At 41.6% G+C, this 24750-nt stretch carries 25 protein-coding genes and 2 pseudogenes; 16 read left to right on the plus strand and 11 right to left on the minus strand.

Going from position 1 to position 24750, the window contains the following annotated elements; genetic code table 11:
- The first annotated feature begins 144 nt into the window (after positions 1 to 144).
- Entirely contained in the window at positions 145 to 459 is a 315-nt protein-coding gene (locus AB685_RS06885; protein ID WP_082153541.1) for a winged helix-turn-helix domain-containing protein, read from the plus strand.
- 324 nt (positions 460 to 783) lie between these two features.
- On the opposite strand, the pseudogene AB685_RS32480 reads toward AB685_RS06885, so the two are convergent.
- Positions 784 to 1415, minus strand: a pseudogene (locus AB685_RS32480) (SIMPL domain-containing protein).
- A gap of 51 nt (positions 1416 to 1466) precedes the next feature.
- A complete protein-coding gene (locus AB685_RS06900; RefSeq protein WP_082153544.1) occupies positions 1467 to 2117 on the minus strand; it encodes a DedA family protein in 651 nt (216 codons plus the stop codon).
- 123 nt (positions 2118 to 2240) lie between these two features.
- Between AB685_RS06900 and AB685_RS06905 the strand changes: the two genes are divergently transcribed.
- Complete coding sequence (locus AB685_RS06905) at positions 2241 to 3089, plus strand: SDR family oxidoreductase (RefSeq protein WP_047969864.1); 849 nt, start codon at positions 2241 to 2243, stop codon at positions 3087 to 3089.
- 75 nt (positions 3090 to 3164) lie between these two features.
- On the plus strand, positions 3165 to 3560 hold the full coding sequence (locus AB685_RS06910; RefSeq protein ID WP_053073747.1) for a hypothetical protein: 396 nt from the start codon (positions 3165 to 3167) through the stop codon (positions 3558 to 3560).
- A 181-nt stretch (positions 3561 to 3741) separates the two neighbouring features.
- On the opposite strand, the pseudogene AB685_RS30190 reads toward AB685_RS06910, so the two are convergent.
- A pseudogene (locus AB685_RS30190) lies at positions 3742 to 3822 on the minus strand (LacI family DNA-binding transcriptional regulator); the annotation flags it as partial.
- 208 nt (positions 3823 to 4030) lie between these two features.
- Between AB685_RS30190 and AB685_RS06915 the strand changes: the two are divergent.
- The 9 genes from AB685_RS06915 (at position 4031) to AB685_RS06955 (ending at position 13282) form a co-directional block, all read left to right on the plus strand.
- Positions 4031 to 4897: an ABC transporter ATP-binding protein gene (locus AB685_RS06915; RefSeq protein WP_047969865.1), complete on the plus strand. Its 867-nt coding sequence runs from the start codon at positions 4031 to 4033 to the stop codon at positions 4895 to 4897.
- Complete coding sequence (locus AB685_RS06920) at positions 4894 to 7182, plus strand: ABC transporter permease (RefSeq protein ID WP_047969866.1); 2289 nt, start codon at positions 4894 to 4896, stop codon at positions 7180 to 7182. Before AB685_RS06915 ends, AB685_RS06920 begins: the two co-directional genes overlap by 4 nt.
- Entirely contained in the window at positions 7179 to 7787 is a 609-nt protein-coding gene (locus AB685_RS06925; RefSeq protein WP_047969867.1) for an RNA polymerase sigma factor, read from the plus strand. Before AB685_RS06920 ends, AB685_RS06925 begins: the two co-directional genes overlap by 4 nt.
- Positions 7738 to 8553, plus strand: a complete 816-nt coding sequence (locus tag AB685_RS06930) for a hypothetical protein (RefSeq protein ID WP_047969868.1) — start codon at positions 7738 to 7740, stop codon at positions 8551 to 8553. The genes AB685_RS06925 and AB685_RS06930 overlap by 50 nt, the downstream gene beginning before the upstream one ends.
- A 14-nt stretch (positions 8554 to 8567) precedes the next feature.
- Positions 8568 to 9440 carry an ABC transporter ATP-binding protein gene (locus AB685_RS06935; RefSeq protein ID WP_047969869.1) on the plus strand — a complete coding sequence of 291 codons (873 nt, stop codon included), beginning with the start codon at positions 8568 to 8570 and terminating at the stop codon, positions 9438 to 9440.
- Positions 9441 to 9795: 355 nt separating this feature from the next.
- Positions 9796 to 10944, plus strand: coding sequence for a putative lipid II flippase FtsW (ftsW, locus tag AB685_RS06940; RefSeq protein ID WP_047969870.1), 1149 nt, complete (start codon positions 9796 to 9798; stop codon positions 10942 to 10944).
- Positions 10920 to 12086, plus strand: coding sequence for a rod shape-determining protein RodA (gene rodA / locus AB685_RS06945; protein WP_047969871.1), 1167 nt, complete (start codon positions 10920 to 10922; stop codon positions 12084 to 12086). Before ftsW ends, rodA begins: the two co-directional genes overlap by 25 nt.
- A gap of 188 nt (positions 12087 to 12274) precedes the next feature.
- Complete coding sequence (locus tag AB685_RS32485; RefSeq protein ID WP_047969872.1) at positions 12275 to 12532, plus strand: hypothetical protein; 258 nt, start codon at positions 12275 to 12277, stop codon at positions 12530 to 12532.
- Between the two features lie 153 nt (positions 12533 to 12685).
- Positions 12686 to 13282: a biotin transporter BioY gene (locus tag AB685_RS06955; protein ID WP_047969873.1), complete on the plus strand. Its 597-nt coding sequence runs from the start codon at positions 12686 to 12688 to the stop codon at positions 13280 to 13282.
- A gap of 53 nt (positions 13283 to 13335) precedes the next feature.
- Here the strand turns inward: AB685_RS06955 and AB685_RS06960 are convergent, their stop codons facing one another.
- The 3 genes from AB685_RS06960 to AB685_RS06970 all read right to left on the minus strand — a co-directional run bounded on the left by AB685_RS06960 (position 13336) and on the right by AB685_RS06970 (position 16983).
- Positions 13336 to 14667, minus strand: coding sequence for a Na+/H+ antiporter family protein (locus AB685_RS06960; RefSeq protein WP_047969874.1), 1332 nt, complete (start codon positions 14665 to 14667; stop codon positions 13336 to 13338).
- A 363-nt stretch (positions 14668 to 15030) separates the two neighbouring features.
- Positions 15031 to 16539 carry a leucyl aminopeptidase gene (locus tag AB685_RS06965; RefSeq protein ID WP_047969875.1) on the minus strand — a complete coding sequence of 503 codons (1509 nt, stop codon included), beginning with the start codon at positions 16537 to 16539 and terminating at the stop codon, positions 15031 to 15033.
- Between the two features lie 63 nt (positions 16540 to 16602).
- A complete protein-coding gene (locus tag AB685_RS06970; protein WP_047969876.1) occupies positions 16603 to 16983 on the minus strand; it encodes a DUF309 domain-containing protein in 381 nt (126 codons plus the stop codon).
- Between the two features lie 174 nt (positions 16984 to 17157).
- Here AB685_RS06970 and AB685_RS06975 point away from each other — a divergent pair, with 174 nt between their 5' ends.
- Positions 17158 to 17640, plus strand: coding sequence for a divergent PAP2 family protein (locus AB685_RS06975; protein WP_047969877.1), 483 nt, complete (start codon positions 17158 to 17160; stop codon positions 17638 to 17640).
- A 15-nt stretch (positions 17641 to 17655) separates the two neighbouring features.
- Positions 17656 to 18465: a cobalamin-binding protein gene (locus tag AB685_RS06980; RefSeq protein WP_047969878.1), complete on the plus strand. Its 810-nt coding sequence runs from the start codon at positions 17656 to 17658 to the stop codon at positions 18463 to 18465.
- A gap of 246 nt (positions 18466 to 18711) precedes the next feature.
- On the opposite strand, the gene AB685_RS06985 is transcribed toward AB685_RS06980, so the two are convergent.
- The 5 genes from AB685_RS06985 to AB685_RS07000 form a co-directional block, all read right to left on the minus strand.
- Entirely contained in the window at positions 18712 to 19416 is a 705-nt protein-coding gene (locus tag AB685_RS06985; protein WP_047970343.1) for a 3D domain-containing protein, read from the minus strand.
- A 172-nt stretch (positions 19417 to 19588) separates the two neighbouring features.
- Positions 19589 to 19918 (minus strand): YuiB family protein, encoded by a 330-nt coding sequence (locus AB685_RS06990; protein WP_047969879.1) that lies wholly within the window; start codon positions 19916 to 19918, stop codon positions 19589 to 19591.
- Positions 19919 to 20068: 150 nt separating this feature from the next.
- Positions 20069 to 20191, minus strand: coding sequence for a YuiA family protein (locus tag AB685_RS31210; RefSeq protein ID WP_157860702.1), 123 nt, complete (start codon positions 20189 to 20191; stop codon positions 20069 to 20071).
- A gap of 174 nt (positions 20192 to 20365) precedes the next feature.
- Positions 20366 to 20845 carry an NUDIX hydrolase gene (locus AB685_RS06995; RefSeq protein ID WP_047969880.1) on the minus strand — a complete coding sequence of 160 codons (480 nt, stop codon included), beginning with the start codon at positions 20843 to 20845 and terminating at the stop codon, positions 20366 to 20368.
- Positions 20846 to 21196: 351 nt separating this feature from the next.
- Positions 21197 to 22423, minus strand: coding sequence for an NAD(P)/FAD-dependent oxidoreductase (locus tag AB685_RS07000; RefSeq protein ID WP_047969881.1), 1227 nt, complete (start codon positions 22421 to 22423; stop codon positions 21197 to 21199).
- A gap of 415 nt (positions 22424 to 22838) precedes the next feature.
- Here AB685_RS07000 and AB685_RS07005 point away from each other — a divergent pair, with 415 nt between their 5' ends.
- Both AB685_RS07005 and AB685_RS07010 read left to right on the plus strand, forming a co-directional pair.
- Positions 22839 to 23831, plus strand: coding sequence for an NAD(P)/FAD-dependent oxidoreductase (locus AB685_RS07005; RefSeq protein ID WP_047969882.1), 993 nt, complete (start codon positions 22839 to 22841; stop codon positions 23829 to 23831).
- A 370-nt stretch (positions 23832 to 24201) separates the two neighbouring features.
- Positions 24202 to 24735 carry a hypothetical protein gene (locus tag AB685_RS07010; RefSeq protein ID WP_053073748.1) on the plus strand — a complete coding sequence of 178 codons (534 nt, stop codon included), beginning with the start codon at positions 24202 to 24204 and terminating at the stop codon, positions 24733 to 24735.
- The last annotated feature ends 15 nt before the right edge of the window (positions 24736 to 24750 follow it).

Consider the following 24750-nt stretch of genomic DNA (forward strand, 5'->3'; position numbering starts at 1 on the left):
TAATATAAAAATAGGAATCAAAGCTGACCAATCAATCATGGAATTCCCCCCCTTTTTGCAGAATGCGAACTCAGTTTGGTTGAGTCCTTCTGACCTATCGCATATAATAAACTTAAATTCAGAGAGTACTAGAGGTGAAACTAGTTGAAAAAAGAAATCCCTCTACAAGATGTGTCCTTGGAAAAGATGTTTGAGAAATATGAAGCAAAATACAAAGCGGTTGCAGATAAGAAGCGCCTACACATTATGAACATCCTATGTCAGCAAGGAGCGATGTGTGTGTGTGATATGGTTCCGCTGGTCGGGATGCCCCAATCCAAACTGTCCTACCACCTGAAGATTTTGTTAGATGCAGAAATCATCGTCAAAGAAACACGGGGAACGTGGAGCTACTATTCGTTGAACCAGAAGGAAGTTGACAACTTGCTTTCCGAAGAATTATGCTGCATTTTTCGATAATTTTCATAATTGTACTTTAGTGTGTAAAAAACAGACCGCCTGCTTCCAATATGGAAGACGAAACGGTCTGTTTTTTAGTAAAGCTCTTTTCTAAAAGATTGTTGCTATTTACTAGTAAAAAGTCGGCATTTGGACTTTTTACTAGTAAATAGTCGGCATTTGGACTTTTTACTAGTAAATAGTCGGCATTTGGACTTTTACCGTTTATCCACTTTCAAAATATCATGCAGTTTTTCCGAATAACCAAGAAAAGAGCACGACAGTAACAATTATTACGGTTGTTATAAAAATACGAAATAGCAACAAAGTTTACGAAAACAGCCTTTAGTAAATATACTCAAGATTAACGGACGCGGTAATGGTAATTTCTTGGGGCTCGATGGGTGTGCTTGCTTTTTCCTGCACGGCAAAGGATGCATAGCGTGGCCCTGCAAAGACCTGCTGGGTAACCTCCTCCACCTTGATTGGCACGGGAGCAAGGCATACTTGTAGAGTTACAGCCATTGCCTGTGCCTTTTTTGCCCCGTCCACAACAGCTAGTTGAAGGACATGCCGGTAGATCTCGTTATAGTTGGAAACTTCAAATGAGACACTTTCAGAAACATTTGCACCATTTTAAAAGCGACATCAACTATAGCTCCCGCTTTGGTAATATCTCTGACGGTTATCCGAAAAATATGGCGGATTTCATATCCGGTGAGGATTGACTTTCCTGACGGATCTGTTTCATAACGCGGGAAAGAAGTATAAGAGGATGTTTCAATGTCTGCTTGAGGAATACCTGTTGCCATAAGGGCCTGAATCATTCTGTTCGCTATCAATCTATTTTCTTCTTGTGCACGTTGTACATCGGGATTGGTGGTTACCACTCCCAATTGAAGATACGCGATATCCGGCTGCACTTCCTTTTTCGCGGTTCCCTGAACAAGCATCTTCCGTTGCAAGATGACCACCATCTCCTATACATTTTTATTCATAGTCTATGAGGAGACGGTCTAACATATACGTTAACGATATTTTTGTAAAATGAAACTGGGGTCGTTTTGTTTCTTGTACCAATCATAAGCAAAATACAGTACAAGGAAGACAGAAGCGGCTATCAGTAGTTCGACCCTGTATAGGACAAGTAGCTGTGCATGATTCCACACGAGCCTCCCCATAAAGAAAAAAGTCGTGACCCATACAATTGCAGAGGTATATGCGGCTATGGCAAACTGATAGTATGGCAGTTTCATAAATCCGGCCAAAAAAGGGACAACATTCCTAACCCCAGGCAGGAAATAAGAAATACATAATGCAAATACATGATATTTATTTAATAATTCCTCCCCTTTTGCAAAGGAGGCTTCAATTTTATCGTTTTTCTCAAGCTTCGAGTACACACCTTCCCCCAGGCAACGCCCCAAGAGATAACAGGTGGTCAGACTTGCTATCACCCCAAGATAGATAGTCAATAATGCAGGTGTCGTTTGGAGTATCCCTTTTTGCGCGACAATGCCTATGGAACTTACGAACACTTCATTCGGCACTGGAATTCCGAACATGCCTAACCAAAGCCATAAAAACAACCCTATATACCCATAGTCTTTTATAATATCAAATATGATGGTCAGGTCCATGTGATCCCTTCTTTCTGTATGAAGCCATTTTACTTTCATACGCCAACCGAAAAGAACTTTACTAATACATTCTCGCTGTATAGGTTTTATTCCTTTTATTTCAAAAAGGTAAACTAACAAACTTGTTGCCAATTAATGCAAAAGAAACGGAGACTGATTCCAATGAAGAAAAAGACTGTTATCATTACCGGTGCATCCGGAGGTTTCGGTAAAGTATTCACCAAAAGATTCCTAGAAGCAGGATATCATGTTGTCGCAACCATCAGAGATGAAGCAAAGAAGCCTGGTTTGTTAGAAGGATTATCGCCAAAGGAAGTTGAGCTCCTATCCATTGCTCTATTGGATGTTGCAGACAAAGAGTCCGTGACTAGATTCGGCCAATACATCCACGCCCTAGACCGAGTGGATGTGCTCATCAATAATGCGGGTTTTGCTGTAGCAGGATTTGCTGAAGAGTTGACTACCGAGGAATATCAATTCCAGTTTGAAACAAATCTTTTCGGAGTGATGAGGGTTACTAATCTGGTCCTTCCTAAAATGAGGCACCAAGGAAAGGGCAGAATCATCAATATAAGCTCAATCAGTGGATTGATCGGCTTCCCGGGTCTATCCCCCTACGCCTCCTCGAAATATGCCCTGGAGGGGTACAGTGAGAGCCTGAGGCTGGAGCTAAGGGATTTCGGGATAGATGTAGTCCTTATTGAACCAGGATCCTTTCAAACAAATATCTGGTCCACTGGCACTCATATGTCCGTGAAAGCTGGCAAGCACGATTCTCCTTATCTGAAACTGTTCACAAATATGAATAAGAGACTTCAAAAGGATCGCCAGTCCTATGGAAATCCAATTGAAGTCGGTGAATGCGTGTTAAGGATAGCGACCATGAAGAATACCCCTACTCTCCGCTATACGGTTGGGAAAGGAGTGAAGCTCTCCCTTATTGCAAAACGGTTACTGCCTTGGAAAATGTGGGAGAAAATAGTACTAAGTCAATTGCGTGACCAAAAGTAAATAAACAAATGACAACTCTCCATCCACTTTTAATGTACATATAGTACATTACCGATGAAAAATGGAGGGATCGTCATGTATTATTATCGAAGTTCCTATCACCGACCTGTCTATTATCCCCAAAATGTTTATTTTCCAGTGTACACCCCCATCCTGCCAAGGCCACTTGTTCGTGTTTATCCCGAAGTTGATGCAACTCTATTTGCAGAGTCAGCAGAGTCGATGCAGCAATTGATGCAAGAGGCCAGCATCATCTTGAAAAAGCTGTCAGATTCCAAGCAGTTCGCATCGGAAGTTATGGGTGCTGCCCAACAAGGCAATAAGGAGAAAGTTTCCCAGTTATTGATATCGACAGGTGTTCATTCCGGCGTGGAAGTTGATTTCAACCCAGATGGAATCAATTTGAACATGACATCTGAAGTGGAGGGGAAAGATTGCTGCCATCTTACTATAACCTTGAGGTGGGGATGAGTAAAAGGATTACAGGCTATTGTCTGTAATCCTTCTCTTTGTTATCTTCTATTCATCTGTACCTTCGAGTTGTTCTAGGAAAGCTCTTGCACCCTTTGCCTCTAGCTTCACCTCACGGAAGTCGATGTGATGTTTTTTCTTAGAAACACCATCCATGCTTCCTAATAGGAATTTAAGTCCTATCGATATAATTATTAAGTACTTTTGAAACAGTGGTTATAGAAAAACCTGTTTTCTTTGCAATATCATAAATAGTTGTCATATAATTCCCTCTCTCGAAACGAAAACGCTTTCGAAAGTAATTATATAATAAATATGCCATCAGTCACTTTACTGAAAAAAATTCAGAATTCTTATCCGAATTTCACTGGTAAATCTCTCCTTCTTAAAATTTCCTCTCACACCTTAAACCTTTTCCCTTCTATTTCGTTATAATTAGTGAAGGATTAAACAGGAAAGAAGGTTTCACCATGATCGAAATTCGCAATCTATCCAAAACATATAAACAGCATCTAGCGCTCTCTTCTATAAACCTGCGAATTTCCACTGGGATATTTGGACTATTGGGACCCAACGGTGCGGGAAAATCCACTCTGATGCGGATCATGGCTACCTTGATGAAACCTTCAGATGGCGATGTTCTAATTGACTCTCTTTCCATGAATTCTCATCCTGAAAAAGTGCGAAAAGTGATCGGTTACCTGCCTCAGCATTTCCATGTCTATCCCCAATTGACACCTATGGAAATACTCGATTTTGTTGGAGTGATGAAGGGTGTGTCCAATAGGAAGGAACGCCGGGAACAAACTGTTCATTGGATAAACGAAGTAAATCTCACTTCCAAAGCCAATGATAAACTTAAAACTTTTTCCCATGGGATGAAGCAGCGTGTCGGAATAGCGCAGGCATTTATGGGTGATCCGAGACTTGTCATATTGGATGAACCGACCGTAGGACTGGACCCGGAGGAAAGGCTACGTTTTCGTAACCTATTATCCAAGGAAGGCCAGAACAAAAGTATTCTTCTATCCACCCATGTGGTGACAGATATAGAAAGCAGTTGTTATGAAATAGCAGTTTTAAAAAAAGGGCAGCTGATCATGGACGCAAACGTTGATCAATTAAAAGAAAGAGCGTGCTGCAAGGTTTGGGAAGGTATCGTTCCATCAGGATACTTAGAAAACCTGGCAGAAGATACCATTCTTTGTACAGAACATCGTGGAAGTTCCGTACATGCACGTGTTTTAGCAGAAGAAAAGCCGTTTAATGGAGCAAAAATGCTTGAACCTAGTTTGGAAGACGGCTACCTCGCCCTTTTAGGAGGTACTTGCTCATGAAATTTTTGAAACAACTGCAATTGGAAGGCAGATTCATTTTTAAGAATTGGTTTTTCCTTATAGCACCTCTCATCTATGGTATTGGAATGACCATTTGGATGACAAATCATAATCAAACAAGCACAAATTATATTGGACAGTACGCCTCCAGTTTTTTCAAAGCTAATAATGAATTTCTCGCAATTGGCCATACACTTTCACTAGGGGTAATATTTTTGGCAAGTGTTTTGGCTATCCGCAGGGAGAAACAAACGGTTCTATTGGACTGGACGAACTCATTACCGAATTCCAATTTGTCCATTATTCTAGCAAAATATTTAGCACTTGTTTTATATAGCAGTATTTTTACATTGATCTTTTTTATCACTTTTTTGTGGCAAGGATCTTCCTTCGGGAGAGACTTTCCCTATTTGGTGGAACAGGGATTGAACCTTTCACTTCAAAGCCAGTTATCCTATGGCGTTTCCGTCGCCTTAGGGATGGTATTAGCCGTGCTCATCTCCAACAGAATAGTCTATATCATCGTATTTTGTGCTTGGATGTTCGGGACCTTTTTCATGGAAGGCTATATCATTCAGAGATATCATCTATACTTTTTGAAAACGTTCCATCTAAATCAATTTTTTCTGGATGTCTCCCATTCTGATGACTGGGGATACCGATTATCGAGGAGAGAAACCACCTACTCCCAATTGTTTGTACTATCTTTCAGTCTTTTCTTGTTGGCAATAACGATAATCAAGTCTTCTACAGACAGGATATCATCATATAAAAATAGAAAATGGGCGTTTTTCGGTCTCGTAACAGTACTGACCGTGTCCTCTTTTTTTCCTTACGGTTCCTTTTGGGCTGACCGGTTAGGACATTATGACAGGTTGAGAGTGGGTGCCGTCGATCATATTGATTCAGAAAGTGAAGAACTTTTGGATACAGTAGGGGAATTTTATAATGTGGATAGCTATTCGATTGAAATGGAACGATTGGGCAACTCTGAGGTTGCTGTTCACACAGAGATGATTATACCTAAAAACGGAGAACAACACCCATTCCATTTTAGCCTCTATCCCACTTTTGAAGTGGAGTCGGTTTGGTGGAATGGAGTGGAAACAGACTTCCTGAAAGAAAATCACCTTATTACCCTTCCTGATATTAAGCAACAGGAAACAAACAGGTTAGAAGTCATCTATTCGGGAAACCTCAATGAATGGGGACATGTCTATGGCAGGGAAAGGTACTTTGCGTTTCTGAATAATGACGATATGTATTTTCCATCCTATATCGGGTGGTACCCGCTTCCGGGAGATTATCCGGTATATACTGTTATTCAAGCTGAAGTGGAGGACTATATTAATACCATCCAATTCAACCGGCATATAGAGCTAAACAAAGAACTTCCCGTATCAGATTTTAACGTGGAGTTGAAGAACTTTGATCATAAAGTTTTTGGTACCAGTCATCAATACAAAACTACAGCAAACGGTTCTCAAATTTACACCAGTGAGAATGCAAAAGGGATCACACTTCTTTCGAACAAAGGCCTTGTGGAAAAAGAGGATGATTTACCTTTTTCCATCATCGCACATACCGAAAACATCCAGAGTCTTCAACAAGAGCTTTCGGATATGACAAAAGTAAAAAAATACTTCAAAAGTTGGTTGGGAGAATTTTTCCAATACGACATGAAGCTTGCCTACATCCCTTCCCTTTCCTTTATCGGGGCGGATACTTATTATTTCAACCATTTCGATGAAGCGGTGTTCTTTGATGACAGCGTTCAGACCTATGTACAGACCACCGACGGAGAAGTATTTAACAATACAATGACAGACTTGAAAGCTCAACTGCTTTCCTTCATGCTGTTCGGTCACCGATCTTCCCATTCGACCTATTATTCGGAGGACTCTGTGATGAAGTCCGTTGCCGAATCGTATCTTCTTGTTCTGTATAAGGACTTCTATGATTTTGAATGGGAAGAGTTCGATCAATTCAATGGAACACAATTCTATTATCTTTCCACTGTCTCCCATATTAATTGGATGTCCTCATCAGGTGGAATGACAACGTTAGAGAAATTTGATGACCTTATCCATTCGCATCATCTACAACAAAATGAACTGGTGGTGCTGATGGTTGCAAAAGAGATAGAAAAAGGGAATATGGAAGAAGTAAAAAAATTATTGAAAGATGTTTATCAAGATGTTCAATCCAATAACAAGGAATCGTTTACCCATAAAGAGTGGATGATTTATTGGAATCGCACGTTTGAAAGTGGGGGAATGCAGTGATAAGTGATGAAAAGCTCCTTGAACAGATGGCAGATGGAGATCAAGCGGCTTTTGAAGCTTTTGTCCACCGATACCATGTAGCAATATATCAATATATTGAAAGGCTGTTGAGGGATTCAAAAAAAGCGGAAGATGTTGTTCAGGAAACGTTTATCCGTTTATTAAAACAGCTGCAGAACAAACAGATACCAACCTATCCGAAAGCCTGGCTCTACAGGGTCGCTTCCAACATTTGTAAGGACTACTGGCGAAGCGCCCAATATCGCTCGGAGGATACAGCAAAAGAGGATATGCCTGTTACGGTGGACCAACAGGCTTCCGTCATCGAAATATACGAACGGCAAGAAACGAGAAAAGAGATTTTGGCTTCCTTGAAAAGTTTGTCGGAAACGCAGCAACAGATTGTTACATTACGATTTTATCAGGATATGAAGCTCAAAGAAATTGCTGAAATCCTTGATTTACCACTAGGAACGGTCAAGTCAAATTTGTTCCATGCATTAAAGAAGCTTAAAGGGGTATTATCGAAAGAAGCGGAAAAGGAGGCGGAGAAAAATGAAGGAACAACACAATCAGGATCAAGAGCTTTATCAACTAGAAGATGAAATGAAAGACATGTTTTCTTCATACGTTGTCAAAACGCCATCCAGTCAAGACACCAAAGCGCTACTTGCTGCTTTGCAGCCGGCATTTGATGAAATTGGAAAAGAATCTGCCGAGGAATATGCAGAAGGAATGATCCAACCACCAAGCATGCTTTCCCAACTTAAAGCACAAATCTCTTTCTACCAGTGGCACTTTTGGGTGGCCAGTACATTGATCTTTGTCATGCTGACACTTTTTTCATCCAACTCATATATAACAGAAGCAACCCAATTCTATCAATTTACCGTTCCATTATCCATGCTCGTAGGGGTTTTCTACACGTATCAAACATGGAACAAGCAAATGAGGACAATAGAGGGAATTACTCCTTTCCCACCTGCTTTACTCATGCTTAGTCGCATGGTAATCATTTTTGCCATGAACATAATTATGGGGCTTGTCAGTTCCATTTATCTAAGCTTTAATATGGAACATTTTATACTGCTTCCATTTTTGCTACATTGGTTAGCACCTGCCATACTGATTTACGGAATCATCGCTTATGTAATGATGCGAAAAGGTGTAAGATACGGTCTTGCATTGGGCATGGTGTCGTGGATAGGAATGATGATTGCGGGATCTATTTACCAGGTTTACTCATATAATCTTATCCAATTTTCGTATAGCCAAGTAGCCGGTATCCAGGGAGCATTTGTTATTCTAGGTGCATTACTTCTATACCTCTCGTACAAAAAAAGCTTGGAATTACAAACCATGTTCCGTTAGATTGAGGCGATTAAATGATACAGATCCAAGATATACTCTGGAAATATAAAAACTTTTCATTGAAAATTGATGATTTAACACTTCAAAACGGAATTACCATTCTTGTCGGGAATAATGGATCAGGAAAGTCGACCCTCCTGCACCTCTTGGCTACCGCCAACAAGGCCCCAAGAGGCACCATTTCCTACCACCAGAACACGATGGATTCAAATCTGGCAGCAGTAAGAAGCAAGATAGGCTTTGTCCCGACCGGTATTGAGCTATATCCAGATTTCACACCAGTGAAGCTTCTTATGTACATGTCTCAGCTAAAAGGATTAAGAAAAGACTTCTCCACCAGACAGACCCAGGAATTGCTGAACGTTTTCCACTTGGAGGATGTACAAAAAACAAAAATAAAAAAACTGTCCCAGGGGATGCAGCAGCGCTTGGCATTGGCACAAGCATTTCTTGGGAAGCCCAACTATGTATTTCTGGATGAACCTCTCAACTTCTTGGATATCCACGAACGGAAAAGTTTGTTAAACTATATAGCAAAGCTTGCCCCACACTGTGTCATTCTTGTGGCCACCCATGAATTAAATGAATGGGGCCAAGTGTGCCATGACGTATTATGGATGCATAAAGGAAATGTATGCTTTTTCGGTAGTAAAACACTGTGGAAACACGGGCTTCCCTTAACGGTTTGGACTGGGGAAGTCCATGATAAACACTATGAAGACTTCTCACAGCGTCATTTGATTGTATATGCGGGTCGTATGAAAGATAAGCTTCTCATCAGATGTGTAAGCAGGACAAAACCTGCATTGGAATTTGCAGCAACAGCTCCCACAATGGAAGATGCTTTCTTCATCAGAAAATACTTAAAAGAAGCTAACGACAACTAGCTTCTTTTTGTTTGCACATTTCACAAAACAGTCTCCCCTGTTGCCTGCAGTGCAAGGGGTGAGACTCCAGCGGGAGGTAGCGGTAGACTTGAGACCCCACAGGATTTTGCCGAGGAGGCTCAAGCACCGCCCCGCGGAAAGCGAACACCTGGAACGAAAGGCTGCAGGAAGTAAGAAAGAAAAACAAAGATAACATTCTCCATGTTACATAAGTTTCACATATTCCCAATATCTTTGTAATGCTATTGTATTGTATAATTACATTGGGAGATTCTTTTCATCTGCCGGTAAATCTAAAATTCTGCTGAATCTAAAAAGATACGAAAACAGCCTTTTTTAAAAGGAGTACTAGTGAATGATAAATTTCAAAAAACTCGATTGGATACTGATAACAGCCATTGTCCTGTTATGTACATATGGGTTGATTATGGTCTACAGTGCCGGCATGCTGCTTGGATATGAAAACCACGAAGACTATGCTTATTTCTTCAACAAACAGAAAGACTGGCTTATTATTGGAATACCCGTGTTCATCGGGGCAATAATGCTCAAGTATAAATTCTATGATACATTTACTCCTTTATTCATCGGAGTAATCATACTTATGTTATTGGCCGTTTTGATTCCGTTTATCGGCGTCGATGTTAATGGTTCAAGAAGATGGATTGATCTAGGATTTCGCATCCAGCCTTCCGAAATAGCCAAATTGGTGATGGTCATCTATTTTGCACGAGTGTATGCCAGAAAACAACCATATATCCACCAATTTAAACAAGGTGTAGCACCTCCTTTGGCAGTCTTGGCACTTGTTTTCTTCCTTATCCTACTACAGCCTGACCTAGGAACCGGAACATCCATATTGATTGCTTGCGGAGCAATTTTGATCTGCTCCGGCGCAAAGCTGAAACATATTCTGATGCTTGGTACAGTTGCAGCTGGTGCTGTCATGATTTTGGCTACGACTGCCAGCTATCGATTGAAAAGGATCACCTCGTTTATTGATCCATTTGGTAATGAGTCTGACACCGGTTTTCAATTGGTTAATTCCTTTATCGCAATTGGAGATGCCGGGTTGATGGGAAGAGGCCTTGGACAGGGTATCCATAAGCTAGGTTATCTCCCTGAGGCTCATACGGACTTTATTCTTGCAGTCATTTCCGAAGAGTTAGGGATATTGGGAGTTCTCTTTCTATTTCTGCTGTACTTGATTGTTCTCGTACGCGGAGTAAGAATCGGGATTGCCCTGAAAGATCCTTTCGGAAAATTGCTTGCATTCGGTATTACCTTTCAGATCAGCAGCCAAGTATTTTTTAACGCAGGAGCAGTAAGCGGCTTATTGCCGATAACAGGTATTACGCTGCCATTCATCAGTTACGGGGGGTCTTCCCTGCTCATCACCATCTATGCAGCAGGTATTCTAGTCCACTTATCGAAACATGCCACCATTGCGAGAGAAGCTAGAGAGGAGACAGAATCAACATGGGGACAGAAAATAACAAGCTAGAGTATAGTCGGATTGATTATACGCTGTTATTTCTGCTGTTTTTACTATTTATTATCAGTTTAATAGCTGTTTATAGTGCGTCGGGTCAATACTTTGTCAATGACCCGTATTATTTTGTGAAACGGCAGATCGTTTGGTACATCATCGGGATAGGAATCATGTTTGCCATTACGTTTTTTGATTATGAACTTTTGGAAAACCTTGCCCTACCCTTCTACTTTCTTGGACTTATTCTACTGGTCGCGGTCCACTTTGTCGGTACGGTACGAAACGGCTCGCAGCGTTGGATCAACCTTGGAGGCTTTCTCTTACAGCCTTCGGAATTCATGAAGATATTTCTGATCATTGTGCTTGCTGGAGTCATCTACAAATGGGCAAAAGAAAAACACGAATTAGAGATTACAACGCCAATTAGTGTTGTTGTAAAAATCCTGATATATTCCTTGCCGCCTTTTGGGTTGATATTACTTCAACCTGATTTGGGTACGGCATTGGTTGTAGGAGCCATTATGGTGACAATGATCTTCATCAGCGGAGCCTCATGGCGGATACTTACTTTACTCGGCGGAACTGCAACTGCAGGCTTGGCAATGCTTGTTTATTTGCACAATAATCATTTTGAGCTTTTTTCCAAATTCATCAAACCTCACCAGTTGGAACGGATTTATGGATGGTTGAGTCGCGAAGAATATGCCTCGTCATTCGGCTTTCAGCTTACGGAAGCTTTGAAGGGAATAGGCTCAGGCCAAGTCTCAGGACGGGGATTACTCGAAGGGGTCCAATCCCAGAGCGGACGGATACCAGAGGTACAGACGGATTTCATTTTCGCCCTCATCGGGGAGGAATTCGGCTTTATCGGAGCTACCCTAGTAATCTCCATTTACTTCATTATGATTTACCGTTTAATCATTATTGCCATCAGCTGTGATAATCCTTATGGGACTTACCTTGTAACAGGGGTTATCGGACTATTGGCTTTCCAGATATTCCAGAATATTGCCATGACTATCGGACTCATGCCTATTACCGGGCTTGCACTTCCATTTATGAGCTATGGAGGAAGCGCCCTCTTAACCAATATGATTGCCATGGGAATTGTAATGAGTGTCAAATTCCGGACGAAGAAGTTTATGTTTAACTAAGCTTTTGGGTTGTTGTTATAGAGCACACCCATACAAAAGCACCTTTTCAGTGTGATGGATTACACCAACGCTGAGAAGGTGCTTTTTTCCACTTGAAAAAGGCATATGTTTATAGGCATTTCCGTTTAGGGTATAAAAAGGTAAATCTGTACTTATACTTATTTTTTAAATGAGGAGGAAGAAGATAAATGAACAAGTTCCTTTTAGTAAATGGAATTATACTTAGTGGAGTAATGGGAGGAGCGCTGGTTTCTAAATTCGGTGCCAAGAAAAAAGCGGAAGCCACAAGTGTACAAGCATGTAAAATAAAAGGTAATCGGAATTCCAAAGGCGAACTGATTTATCATATACCAGAAGGCCGTTTCTATAATGTTACCAAAGCAGTAGAATGGTTTGATAGCGAGCAGGCAGCCATTGAAGCAGGTTACAGAAAATCGGAAAGATAAAAAAAACACTTTTCCTACTGCAGGAAAAGTGTTTTTCTTTGTCCAATCACATATCGCAGGAAATGTTAACCGCTATTAAAATGATGTTGACAACTATTAGACTTTTAGATTATTATTTTATTGTTAACTACATACAGCAAAGGGGTTTACATTATGAAACGTTCACTTTCAACATTAGATATCACGTATGCAGCAATGTTTGTAGCATTAATGGCAATTGGGGCGAACATTGTTTCTTGGATTCCATTTCTGCAAATCGGAAATGTTCCACTTTCTATGCAGCCATTCTTTTGTGTGCTTGCAGGTATTTTACTTGGCTCACGTCTAGGTGCCATTTCCATGATTGTTTATTTATTGGTAGGGATTGCAGGCGCGCCGGTCTTTGCCTCATTCGGCTCTGGATTTGCTTCAATCATTGGACCAACTGGCGGATTTCTTTTATCTTATGTCATTGCCGCTTTCGTTGCCGGTTTGATTGTGGAAAAGAAGGCACAACCTAAAACTGGAACATTTTTGTTTGCATCTTTTGTAGGTATCATCCTTATGTATCTAATTGGAACAAATTATATGTACATGATCGTCAATTATGTGTTAGAAGCTGACATGGCTTATTCAACAGCATGGCTGACAATGGTATGGTTTGCCATCAAAGACTTTGTCTTCACCATTTTTTGTGGAATAATTGCTACAAAACTGTATTACGTCGTAAATAAAACAAACAAGGCCCCATACACTCGAAAGGCTGCATAATTAACGAAGCCAGGCTGCAACGATATGCAGCCTGGCTTTTTTTGTATAGGTAATCATAGAATGACTGCTGCAATACAGCCAAAGATAATCAATGGGATATTGTAGTGTAAGAAAGTCGGGACACATGTATCCCAAATGTGATTGTGCTGTCCATCTGCATTCAAACCGGAAGTCGGGCCAAGGGTACTGTCTGATGCAGGAGAGCCGGCATCACCAAGTGCTGCCGCTGTTCCGACAATCGCAATCGTCGCCATTGCACTGAAACCAAGCTCTGCACACAATGGTACAAAGATTGCAGCAATGATTGGAATGGTGGAGAAGGAAGATCCAATCCCCATCGTAATTAGAAGGCCTACTGTCAACATGGCAAGCGCGGCCATAAGTTGATTGGATCCAATCCATTCAGCAGAAGATGACACCAATGTTTCAATATGTCCTGTCTTCCTTAATACGCTCGCAAAACCGGAAGCGGCAATCATGACAAATCCAATGAAAGCCATCATGCGCATGCCGGATGTTAGAATAATATCCGTTTCATTAAATTTCATCGCTCCGCCTGCATAAAGGATGATGATGCCAGCTAGTGAGCCATAAATCATTCCCTGTACCCCTACCACCTCTGTCAAGTAAACTTGCGTAGCGAGCGATATCACCACCGCCAATAAAGCAAATGCGAGTGATTTCTTCGTATAGGCAGCCGTTTCCTGATCTGCGATAGCTTTCTGTTCATAGGTTCTAGGCTTTCTATAGCTAAAGAATACTGCAATCAAAAGTCCCACTACCATACCCGCAACCGGGATAATCATGGCAGTCGGGATGGAGGACAAACTGATATCCAATCCACTCTCCCCCATGTTCGTTCTTAGGATATCGTGGAAGATTCCTCCGAATCCAACTGGTAGTAGGATGTACGGCGCTGTTAAACCGAATGTGATGATGGTCGCTGTCAGCCTTCTGTCTATGTTCAGTTCGTTCAATATTTTAAGTAATGGCGGAATCAAAATCGGGATGAACGCGATGTGAACAGGAATAACGTTCTGTGACATAATGGATACCGCTAATAGAATAAGTAGGATAAGTACTTTGGATAATGCTTTTTTTCGTGTATCTTCTTTTGTTCCAACAAGCCTAATTGCACCTTCCACCAGTGCATCAGGAAGTCCTGTTTTAGAAAGGGCCACTGCAAATGCTCCCAATAGTGCATAGCTAAGTGCAACGGCAGCATTTCCTCCCAACCCTTCTGTAAATGTGTTAATCGTGGTTTCAAGGCCCAACCCTCCAACCATTCCACCGATAAAAGCACCAGTAACAAGTGCAAGTACAACATTTATTCTAAGTAGGCTGAGTGTGAGCATAACCAAAACGGCTATGATAACTGCATTCATAATAAAGACGTCCTTTCTTTTATATATCATGCTGTTTTATTTACTTTAGTTAATTAAATCATTAGAGAATTAGAGCGAAAAAGCATAAAGATAAAATAACATAGGTTGGGAATTGGTGTCAACGGAAAAGTCAGGAAGCGGAGATGGAACTTTTTTAAAAATGGCCCTGTTAAAGTTGACTGTTGATAATGAGTTGGTTTCTAGCTGTTGATTGGAGCAAAAGGCGTAGACTCCTGCGGGGAAGTAGCGACAATCTTGAGACCCCACAGGGCAAAGCCCGAGGAGGAGAAAATCAATAGGCGCAAAAAATAATGCGCACCCTATCCTTAGGATGCGCATTAACCTAGCTCAATATTTAAATCCTTATACCTCTTCCACCTGGCCAAAACGCTCCACCAAGGTAACAAGCGTTCTTACCATCGCCCCGGTACCCCCGCTCGGTCCAAGGTCATAAGCAGATTTCGCAGTTGCAGTACCCGCAATATCCAGGTGTACCCATGGAGTACCCTCGGCAAACTCTCCGATAAATGCTCCGGCAAAGATAGCATGGCCATCACGTCCAGGTGAGTTGTTCAAGTCCGCTACCTTACTGCTGCGGACACGCTCTTTTGCATGGTCGAAAATTGGCAAGCGCCACATTTCCTCCCCAGCTTCATGGGATGCTTGCAATACTTCCTCAAACCATGTTTCATCGTTTGTCATCGCCCCTGTTGTATGGTGTCCAAGTGCAATGATGACTCCTCCTGTCAGCGTGGCAACATCAACCAGATAGTTGGCACCATGTTGCTTGGCATATGTTACGGCATCCGCAAGGACAAGACGTCCCTCAGCATCGGTATTCAGGATCTCAATTGTTTTACCACTCATGGAAGTGATGACATCATCCGGTTTAAAGGCGTTACCGCTGATCATATTGTCAGTAGAGGCGATGACTGCCAACACGTTTTGATCCGGCTTCAACTCGCCAATTGCTTCCATCGCACCGAGTACAGTTGCCGCTCCTCCCATGTCTGTTTTCATGCCGACTATGCCGTCTTTAGGCTTGATGGAATATCCGCCTGTATCAAAGGTGATTCCCTTTCCAACCAATCCGATTACATCTGTCCAGTCGTCTTTTCCTTGGTACTTCAGGACGATCATCTTAGGAGGTTCCACAGACCCTTTGTTCACCGCAAGCAACGCACCCATTCCGAGCTTTTCCATCTCTTCTTTTTCAAGGATCTCCAGTTCGAAACCGTATTTCTCCGCCAAGCCGGCAGCGTGATTTGCCAAGTCGGTTGCAGTCAGCATATTACCTGGAAGGTTTACAAGTGTACGGGCACTGTTTGTCCCTTTTGCATACACGTACCCCACATGGGCACTGGCTTCCACTTCTTCTTTATTGCTATCTGTCAGTAATACAACCTGCTTCAGCTTCACTTCCGGTTCGTTGGATTTCTGTTTGTAGCCATCATATTTATACGTTGCCAAAGGGATGGATTCCCCTAATGCATGAGCAGCGTCGAATACATCCACATCCTCCGTTACAAATGTATCCAATGCTACTACAACACTACCAAGCTTGGATTCTTGAATCGTTTTTCCGACTTTACCGAAAACTTTACGCAGATCTACGAAAGTGAGTTTCTCTTCACGGCCGGTACCCACTACAAAAATTCGTTTATAGGAGGTTTTCCCAAACGTATGTATTCTTGCAAGCTTTCCTTTTTTTGCAGATATGTCGCCATCTTTCAACAGTTGTGTCAGATATCCTTCCAATAGTCCATCCAACTCTCCTACCAAACCATTCAATGTACTATGTTTCTCGGATAGGCCGACTACAATTGCCTCCTGTTGTTCTGTAAACTTCTCTTCATTATGTACTACAAACATATTTGTGCACCTCCAGCTTATTCTAGTTTTATTATATCGAACTTATGAAAATATTTCGAGTTTCTAATCATCTTCTAGGAAAAGGACAAGTGATGGCAACAATGGTAAGGTAGATACCTCTTCATATGCGACACGATCTATATTCTTTGGCATAATTTCAATGCAACGGAGGATAAAGTGATGAACCTTTTCCAGATCTACTCCCCAATGTCTTGGCCGGTATTTCTGAATATACACTCTTCCTGCCTCCATCATTAACCGGGCGCCTTTGACATTTCCATATTCATAATGATAGATGGCTACGGTCATTTGCAATAAACCTTTCAGAAAGTAATTCTCTTTGTCTGTCATCCATATTTCTTCAAGTAAATCGTGACAGGTATAATAATCCCCTTCATTGAAGGAAATAAAGAATTCATAATATTCTTCCGGGTATATCACCATTTTTTCTTCCCCTTTAATCAATTTGTCCTATATTCATCTTAACAAATCCGGTATTATGATTCATAATAATAAGAAAATTGTTTATATATAATACTCTTTCCATTCCAAGTGCTACATCTCAGAAGAAAGGGTATAGTAATAGAAACAACCGCAGAGAAAGGACGATTCTATCAGATGGAGTTATTTTCTAATTTTCCTTTATGGGCTGCATTGGCAGCAATCGGATTTGCACAATTTGTAAAAGTACCAATTCAATATATTGCAACAAGGAGGATTGACTGGTCACTTGTCACAAGTACCGGGGGGATGCCAAGCTCCCACTCTGCTGCCGTAACCGCATTGGCTACAGGCGTTGCTTTCGAAACAGGACTGGATTCTCCGATTTTTGCAGTTGCTGCCGTATTTGCCATCATTGTCATGTTCGATGCAACCGGCGTCAGAAGACATGCCGGTGAGCAAGCGACCGTATTGAACAAATTGGTTGGAGATTTCAACCGTTTTGTGGAAGAGACCAAGAAGTGGCCAAATATGGATGAGCAGGAGAAAGTGAAAGATTTGAAGGAATTGCTTGGCCATAAACCGATTGAAGTATTTTTTGGTGCGATTACAGGTATTTTACTGACTCTGGTATTGCATTACTTTGTTCAAGTCTTTTAGGTGAGGTGAAAGAAGATGCGTCTTATATCAATTTGCCCAAGCAACACGGAGCTGATCCATTATCTTGGACTGACGGACAGCCTTGTCGGAGTGGACGATTTCTCAGATTGGCCTGAAGAGGTATCCAGTCTACCGAAGCTTGGGCCCGATTTGAACATAAATATGGAAAAGCTCGAAGCATTGGAGCCTGATTTGGTATTGGCAAGTTTAAGTGTGCCGGGAATGGAGCGGAACGTTCAGGAGCTTGAAATACGCAAGATCCCTCATGTCGTCCTTGATCCACAATCGCTTGAAGATATCATGCGTGACTTAGTGACGGTAGGAGAGCTGACACACACCACTGCCAAAGCGAACGAGGTTGCTTCCTCCATGGGGGCAATCATCGATACATACAAACAGTGTGCTGCAGCAAGTATCGATAAACCTACCTTGTATTGGGAATGGTGGCCAAAGCCAATATTCACTCCCGGTAATGTCAATTGGTTGACAGAGATAAGTTTGCTGGCAGGTGGGCTCAATATCTTTTCTGATAAAGAAGTTGCCAGTTACCAGACAGAATGGGCTGAAGTGGTGGAGAAAAATCCAGATGCAATCTGTATGATCTGGGTTGGTGTAAAGGAAGCAAAGATGAACCCAAAGCATGTGATGAAACGGGAAAATGCCGACAAGGTCAACGCTGTTCAGGACTCCCAAATACATGTGCTGGAGGAAAGTCTCTATTGCAGGCCTTCCCCAAGGCTGATCATGGGACTTCAGAAGCTTGCTGCCCTCCTGCACCCCACCAGCTATCCGCCCTACACGGGAGAAGATTCTTTATTGAAATAGGGAACACTTCTTTGTTAAAGTAGGCTATTGATATTTTCCGATATTTTAGCTGTTGATTGGAGCACGGGCGAAGACTCCGGCGGGAGGTAGCTGCTTAGCGGAGACCCCGCAGGCTTGCTGAGGAGGCTCCACAAGTGCCCCGCGGAAAGCGAAGCCCAGGGCGGAAATCAACAGCGACGTTTAACAGCGCCTAAATAAAAAGCCGTCCCATCAGGTGTCACCCTGAAGGTACGGCTTTTTTTCATGCTACTCCTTGTCCCCTTTATACTGCTGACGGAACACCTGCATGCTTTCTTCTTCGTTCAATTGCATCAATTCTTCCTCAGTCAATGTGCCATCGCCTTTTTTAACAATATAAACATCGATGGTACGCTTACCCCAATCATTGAAAACTTCATCCACTGTATCGTAATATAAGTCTATTTTATTCCCTTTAATTGCACCACCAATGTCCGCAACCACCCCATAACCATAACCGGGGATGAATAGGATTGTCCCTATCGGAAAGACATTGATATCAGCTGCAATGGTGGAATAGAGATCCCTTTTGACTTTAAGTCCTGAATATGTAATTCCATAGCTTGGGTCACCAGGATTCTTTCCTGTTGATTCATACCCTGCTGTATAACCTGTTGCATGTACCTTATGTGTGGGGTATTGCTCCCAATCCAGTTCCTCGAGTGTCACTGGCTTTTCTACCGTTTCTTCTGCAGAAACCAGTGTAGGTGTAGCAGATAAGAAATTCAGTTGTTTAAAGTCTAGACCAATTTTTTTGAAAAGGCCATCTTCCTCGTCTTCTTGTCCATCAGTGGCATATATATTATTCTCTTTTAGCCAATTGTGAATGGTAGATGCTTCTACCCCTGATATGGACTGGAAGGTTACAGACAATGCAAGTACAAAAAGTACCACTATTACTGATCTTCTGCATATCATTTTCGCCGTTTTCATGTAATACATTCACACTCCTCTCACAAGATATTCCTTCCCTCTTTTCAGAAAAAGTATTCCTAATTTGTGAGATTAGTGTGTTTTACACCCTTATTTTCCAGTAAACGTCGCTTTTTTAACGGCTCCTTTCACTAAAAAAGAACCGGTTACATAACCGATTCTCCTTGCAACATTAAAACATTTGATATCCATTTTTACGAAGCATTCTAATAACAATACCAGAACAGATCGCACCAAGAAAGCCACTTACCAGAATGGTGACATCGGCAACCTGCAAAGAAGCGACCTCTGAACCCAGAGTTGAAAAAGCAGTACCAGGCTGTCTGAAATAATCGATCAGCCTTACATCATCCTGTGCAATGATCCACACACATACCAACGGGTAGATGATGGCCATGATCCAGGACATGCGTAATAACATATTTAAAAGGAATCCGATTCCGAAGAAAAGTACGAAGAACAAGACAACAGATATAAGTAAAATTGGTATATTCAATACCAAGCACCTCCATTACACATCTTTACTTAGTGTACTGAAAGGGCTGATATGAGTCAATTATTTTTGGCGGACAAACAAAAACACAATCGCAATTGTCCTAAATACGTCATAATTGACCTATCGTAGAACTGTCGCGATTGTGATTAATCCAGATTATTTTCTTCCGCTTCCTCCACAGCAGGAGCAAGTTTCCGATCCGCCTAGCAGTAACTGAAAGTATCCTTTACCAGAACAATACGGGCAATCCTTTTTCTCTGTTTGCAGTTGATTTTTCATTCCTTATCCCTCCAGATGATTTTTCTCAAAACAGAATTTAATTTAATTTTCTGATAATATAACATCCTTCCAAGGGAAAAGGAAAGGGACGAAATCGACTGAAAAGGCTGATGTAAGCGAATACATCTCATCCAATCTATTTATATCTATCTTTTTCTTAAATTTACAGAATTATTAGAAAAATAACTTGTATGAGCTATAGTTGAATATCTGACCCGGATTCATCGTGTTTGCTTCTTTTAAAACAGATAGGTTCGTAAGCTTGGCGCAATAGTGGATCAGCAAGGAGGAATCGGGATCATTCTCCAGTTCTTCCATTGATTTAAAGGCGGCGTCAGATAGTTCACTTTCCTGATAGACGACATCTGCATTGAGTGGTGTACATAAGAACAGGAGCATATTGTCGCTAATCTTCTCCTTGATAACACCAGAACGTACTCCAATCAGCCCTTCCACCTGTACATTGATTCCTGTTTCCTCCAACACTTCTCGCTTTACGGCTTCATCCACCGTCTCATCCGCTTCCACAAACCCTGCCGGAAAGGACCACTTCCCCTTCAAACCTCCGTAGCTTTTTTTTACAACAAGCCATTTGCCATCATCCGTTATGACGATACCGGCAACGGCTAGCCAGACATTATCTCTTTTTCCCATATAACCATCCCCCGTTTCTATCTATTTATTATGTTATCAGGAAAAAAGGCAAAAAGAAAAGCTGCACTTTGGTTAAGCTGCAGCTTTTACCAGTCTATTGTTGACAACCTCATATATTTTTCAATTTGCATTTAACTGTTGATCTCCGTTTCAGGCGCTTCGCTTTCCACGGGCGGTCCGGGAGCCTCCTCGGCTTTCGTCTGCGGGGTCTCCCCTGTCCCTTCCCCCCGTAGGAGTCTTCGCGCCTTCCACTCCGATCAACAAGGTCTGCATTTTTTAATATAAGATTACTTTGTCTACACACAGAGAAAAGCTGCACTTGGATGAAAGTGCAGCTTTTACAAACTTATCTTATAGTACGTTGAATTTACCTTTTTTCATGACTAGTCCAGCTCCACCGATCATGTAAAGAGCGCGGTTATCAACCATTTTCTTCATGAAGGAAGCTTTGGATCCCCAGATTTTGCGACCGAATACTACTCCGATTGCATCATCTTCACCTAAAGAACAAACCGTTCCTTTTAGATCTGGAGTGAATGTTTGCAGTTCACCTTGGCCACGAACCAATACTGTAAGGTTTTTCGCACATACTTCTCCTTGCTGCATCGCGATTTGTGCAGTTGGTGGGTATGGACGGTTGATTTCTTCGTTGATAATTAGAGAGCAATCTCCAACAATGAATACATCTTCATGTCCAGGAGCACGTAAGTAAGGATCTACTTTTACACGTCCACGCATGTTTTCAAATCCGGAATCTTCCACCAAGTGGTTTCCACGAACACCAGCAGCCCAAACGACTGTACCAGCTTTGATTTCTTCCACTTCTTCGTCTTTTGCAACAATGATTCCCTCTTCTGTTGCTTCTTTGATCGCAGTACCGATTTTGAATTCTACGCCTTTACGCTCTAGCGTGTTTACAGCGTATTCTACTAGTTCTGGGTCGAATCCAGGAAGAACAGTTGGTGCTGCCTCCACACAGACGATACGAACTTTCTCTTTAGGGATATCGAACTCTTGACAAAGCTCAGGAACACGGTTAACAAGTTCTCCTAGGAATTCAATACCAGTGAATCCAGCTCCTCCAACAACGATAGTCAAACGGTCGTCACGACGGTGTGCTTCTGTGTTGTAAGTAGCAAATTGGTACTCGATATGCTCACGGATTTTACGTGCCACATTTAAGTTTGCGATTGTGAACGCATGCTCTTTCAAGCCTTTGATTCCGAATGTTTCCGCCTCATAACCAAGACCAACTACTAGGTAGTCATAAGAGATTTCTCCACCCTTGGTCAATGCCACAGTTTTCGCTTCACGGTTGATACCTGTAACCGTATCATGTAGGAAATGAACCTTGTTGCGGTCAATAACATCGGAAATTTTGTAACGAGTGCGATCAGCCGGCAATGTACCTGCTGAAGCTTCATGTAACCATGTAGACTCATAATGATAGTCGTTTTTATTTACTAACGTGATTTCGGCCTCATTAACACCGATCATTTTTTGAAGACGAACAGCTGTTACCAATCCACCGTAACCTGCACCTAAAATAACTATACTTGGCTTTTTCAAATGAATCACATCCACCTTTTATATTGAAATTTTTTATAAAAAAAATATGAAGACATGGAACAAATCTCACTATACCTTTTCTTACTATCCACTATTAAGATTAAATTTATTAGAAATAAATGATTGTGAAATACTTCACGAATATGGACGGCAAAAAAGTGCGAAATTTGTCACAAAGAAACTTAACCTATCTAACATCATATTCTTTTTCCGTCATTTTTTCAAGACCAAATCATAGTTTAAAAACCTTTAAAATATTCGGAAAAATAAGGATGCATACATAATGGAAACACTTCCATTTACAAAATTCCAATCTATTTTCAGTATATGTTCCCCTTTTTCCAAGGTTGAAAACAGAAATTGCGAGAAAATTATGCTATGATAAAGATAGAAAGTAAACAATCGTTTAGGGGGATAGGTACAGATGAGCGAAGAACAAAAAGTATTTGACATCACCATCATTGGTGGAGGGCCTACAGGATTATTCACTGCTTTTTACGGAGGTATGAGGCAGGCTAGCGTCAAAATCATTGAAAGTCTACCACAATTGGGTGGACAGTTATCCGCGTTATACCCTGAAAAGTACATATACGATATTGCTGGGTTCCCGAAGATCCGTGCACAGGAATTGATTAACAATCTGAAAGAACAAATGGCCAAATTTGAGCCAACGGTTGCATTGGAGCAATCCGTACAAACTCTTGAAAAAATGGGCGATGGCACATTCAAGATTGTGACGGACAAAGAAACCCATTACTCCAAGGCTGTCATCATCACTGCTGGTAACGGAGCATTCCAACCGCGCCGTCTTGAGCTTGAAAACGCTACGGACTATGAGAACAAGAACATCCACTACTTTGTGGACGACATGAACAAGTTCGCCGGTAAAAAAGTCGTCGTACTTGGTGGCGGAGATTCTGCTGTTGACTGGGCCCTTATGCTGGAGCCTATTGCGGAAAAAGTGACACTTGTTCACCGCCGTGATAAATTCCGTGCCCATGAACACAGTGTGGAAAATCTGATGAACTCCAAAGTCGAAGTAAAAACACCTTATGTTCCAGCTGAACTGATCGGTGATGAGCATGCAATCAACCAGGTTGTCCTCGAAAAAGTGAAATCCGAAGAACGTGAAGTGTTGGATGTTGATGATGTTATCGTCAACTACGGTTTCGTCTCCTCTCTAGGCCCAATCAAGGATTGGGGACTTGAGATCGAGAAGAATTCCATTGTAGTCAACTCCAAAATGGAAACAAACATCACCGGAATCTATGCGGCTGGCGATATCTGCACGTATGAAGGAAAAGTGAAGCTTATTGCCTGCGGATTCGGTGAAGCACCTACTGCCGTAAACAATGCAAAATCATACATTGATCCAAAAGCGAAAGTACAGCCGCTTCATAGTACTAGTTTATTCTAAGCCGTCTTTGATGGTGCAGCCAACCCTTGTGGAAACAGGGGTTGGCTTTTTTGCTTTATTAGTAAGGCTGTTTTCGTAAACTTTGTTGCTTTTTCTTATTTATCAACTAACGTTATATTCCTTACTGTCGTGCTCCTTTCCTGGATGTACAGAGTAAACTACATATGCCTATTTTAGAATAGATAAGCTGTGAAAAATCCAAAGGCCGATTTTTCTTGGTAATAAGTCCAACGGCCGACTTTTCACTAGTGAATAGCAACAATCTTTGAGAAAAGAGCCATCAGTAAACACAAATTCAATTACCACTGTAACCTCTTACCACCACTCAACGTCTAACCTATTAACAAACGTAAAAGAGGTGATCAGCTATATGAAACTTTGCAAGGTTGTTGTAATTTCTTTTCTCCTCACCATTCTATCGTTTACATTCTTCTCACCTACAGGCTCCGCTTGCTCCTGCCTTCCACCCGGAACACCACAGGAAGAGCTGAAGAAAATGGATGCCGTTTTTTCAGGAAAAGTGGTAAATGTAAAAGAAAAATTCAACAGTACAACAGAAGTAAAATTGACTGTCAAGGAATCATGGAAAGGTGTGAGCACCAAGGAAGTAGTCATTTATACCGCCATGGACTCTGCCGCATGTGGTGTCTATTTTGAAAAAGACAAAGAATACTTGGTCTATGCCCATTTAGAGGATGGGGAATACACGACCTACCTTTGTTCTAGAACAGCAGAACTTTCACAGGCGCAATCCGATTTGCAGGAACTGGGCGAAGGGACTGTACCTACAGAAGAACCCAAAGATTCCGCTTCTTTTTCCACGCAGAACACTTTCATCGGTACTCTTGGAGTAGCACTGGTCCTATGCGCATGTTTCTTCTACCGATGGAAAGGTACAAAATAAAAGAGCATGAGAAAA

It is taken from the genome of Bacillus sp. LL01 (assembly GCF_001037965.1).

Coding starts and splice junctions, on each gene's coding strand:
- AB685_RS06900 (WP_082153544.1), bottom strand. CDS start 2,117: ATGAAAGTAAAATGGCTTCATACAGAAAGAAGGGATCACATGGACCTG.
- AB685_RS06905 (WP_047969864.1), top strand. CDS start 2,241: ATGAAGAAAAAGACTGTTATCATTACCGGTGCATCCGGAGGTTTCGGT.
- AB685_RS06910 (WP_053073747.1), top strand. CDS start 3,165: ATGTATTATTATCGAAGTTCCTATCACCGACCTGTCTATTATCCCCAA.
- AB685_RS06915 (WP_047969865.1), top strand. CDS start 4,031: ATGATCGAAATTCGCAATCTATCCAAAACATATAAACAGCATCTAGCG.
- AB685_RS06920 (WP_047969866.1), top strand. CDS start 4,894: ATGAAATTTTTGAAACAACTGCAATTGGAAGGCAGATTCATTTTTAAG.
- AB685_RS06930 (WP_047969868.1), top strand. CDS start 7,738: ATGAAGGAACAACACAATCAGGATCAAGAGCTTTATCAACTAGAAGAT.
- AB685_RS06935 (WP_047969869.1), top strand. CDS start 8,568: ATGATACAGATCCAAGATATACTCTGGAAATATAAAAACTTTTCATTG.
- ftsW (WP_047969870.1), top strand. CDS start 9,796: ATGATAAATTTCAAAAAACTCGATTGGATACTGATAACAGCCATTGTC.
- rodA (WP_047969871.1), top strand. CDS start 10,920: ATGGGGACAGAAAATAACAAGCTAGAGTATAGTCGGATTGATTATACG.
- AB685_RS32485 (WP_047969872.1), top strand. CDS start 12,275: ATGAACAAGTTCCTTTTAGTAAATGGAATTATACTTAGTGGAGTAATG.
- AB685_RS06955 (WP_047969873.1), top strand. CDS start 12,686: ATGAAACGTTCACTTTCAACATTAGATATCACGTATGCAGCAATGTTT.
- AB685_RS06960 (WP_047969874.1), bottom strand. CDS start 14,667: ATGAATGCAGTTATCATAGCCGTTTTGGTTATGCTCACACTCAGCCTA.
- AB685_RS06965 (WP_047969875.1), bottom strand. CDS start 16,539: ATGTTTGTAGTACATAATGAAGAGAAGTTTACAGAACAACAGGAGGCA.
- AB685_RS06970 (WP_047969876.1), bottom strand. CDS start 16,983: ATGGTGATATACCCGGAAGAATATTATGAATTCTTTATTTCCTTCAAT.
- AB685_RS06975 (WP_047969877.1), top strand. CDS start 17,158: ATGGAGTTATTTTCTAATTTTCCTTTATGGGCTGCATTGGCAGCAATC.
- AB685_RS06980 (WP_047969878.1), top strand. CDS start 17,656: ATGCGTCTTATATCAATTTGCCCAAGCAACACGGAGCTGATCCATTAT.
- AB685_RS06985 (WP_047970343.1), bottom strand. CDS start 19,416: ATGAAAACGGCGAAAATGATATGCAGAAGATCAGTAATAGTGGTACTT.
- AB685_RS31210 (WP_157860702.1), bottom strand. CDS start 20,191: ATGAAAAATCAACTGCAAACAGAGAAAAAGGATTGCCCGTATTGTTCT.
- AB685_RS06995 (WP_047969880.1), bottom strand. CDS start 20,845: ATGGGAAAAAGAGATAATGTCTGGCTAGCCGTTGCCGGTATCGTCATA.
- AB685_RS07005 (WP_047969882.1), top strand. CDS start 22,839: ATGAGCGAAGAACAAAAAGTATTTGACATCACCATCATTGGTGGAGGG.
- AB685_RS07010 (WP_053073748.1), top strand. CDS start 24,202: ATGAAACTTTGCAAGGTTGTTGTAATTTCTTTTCTCCTCACCATTCTA.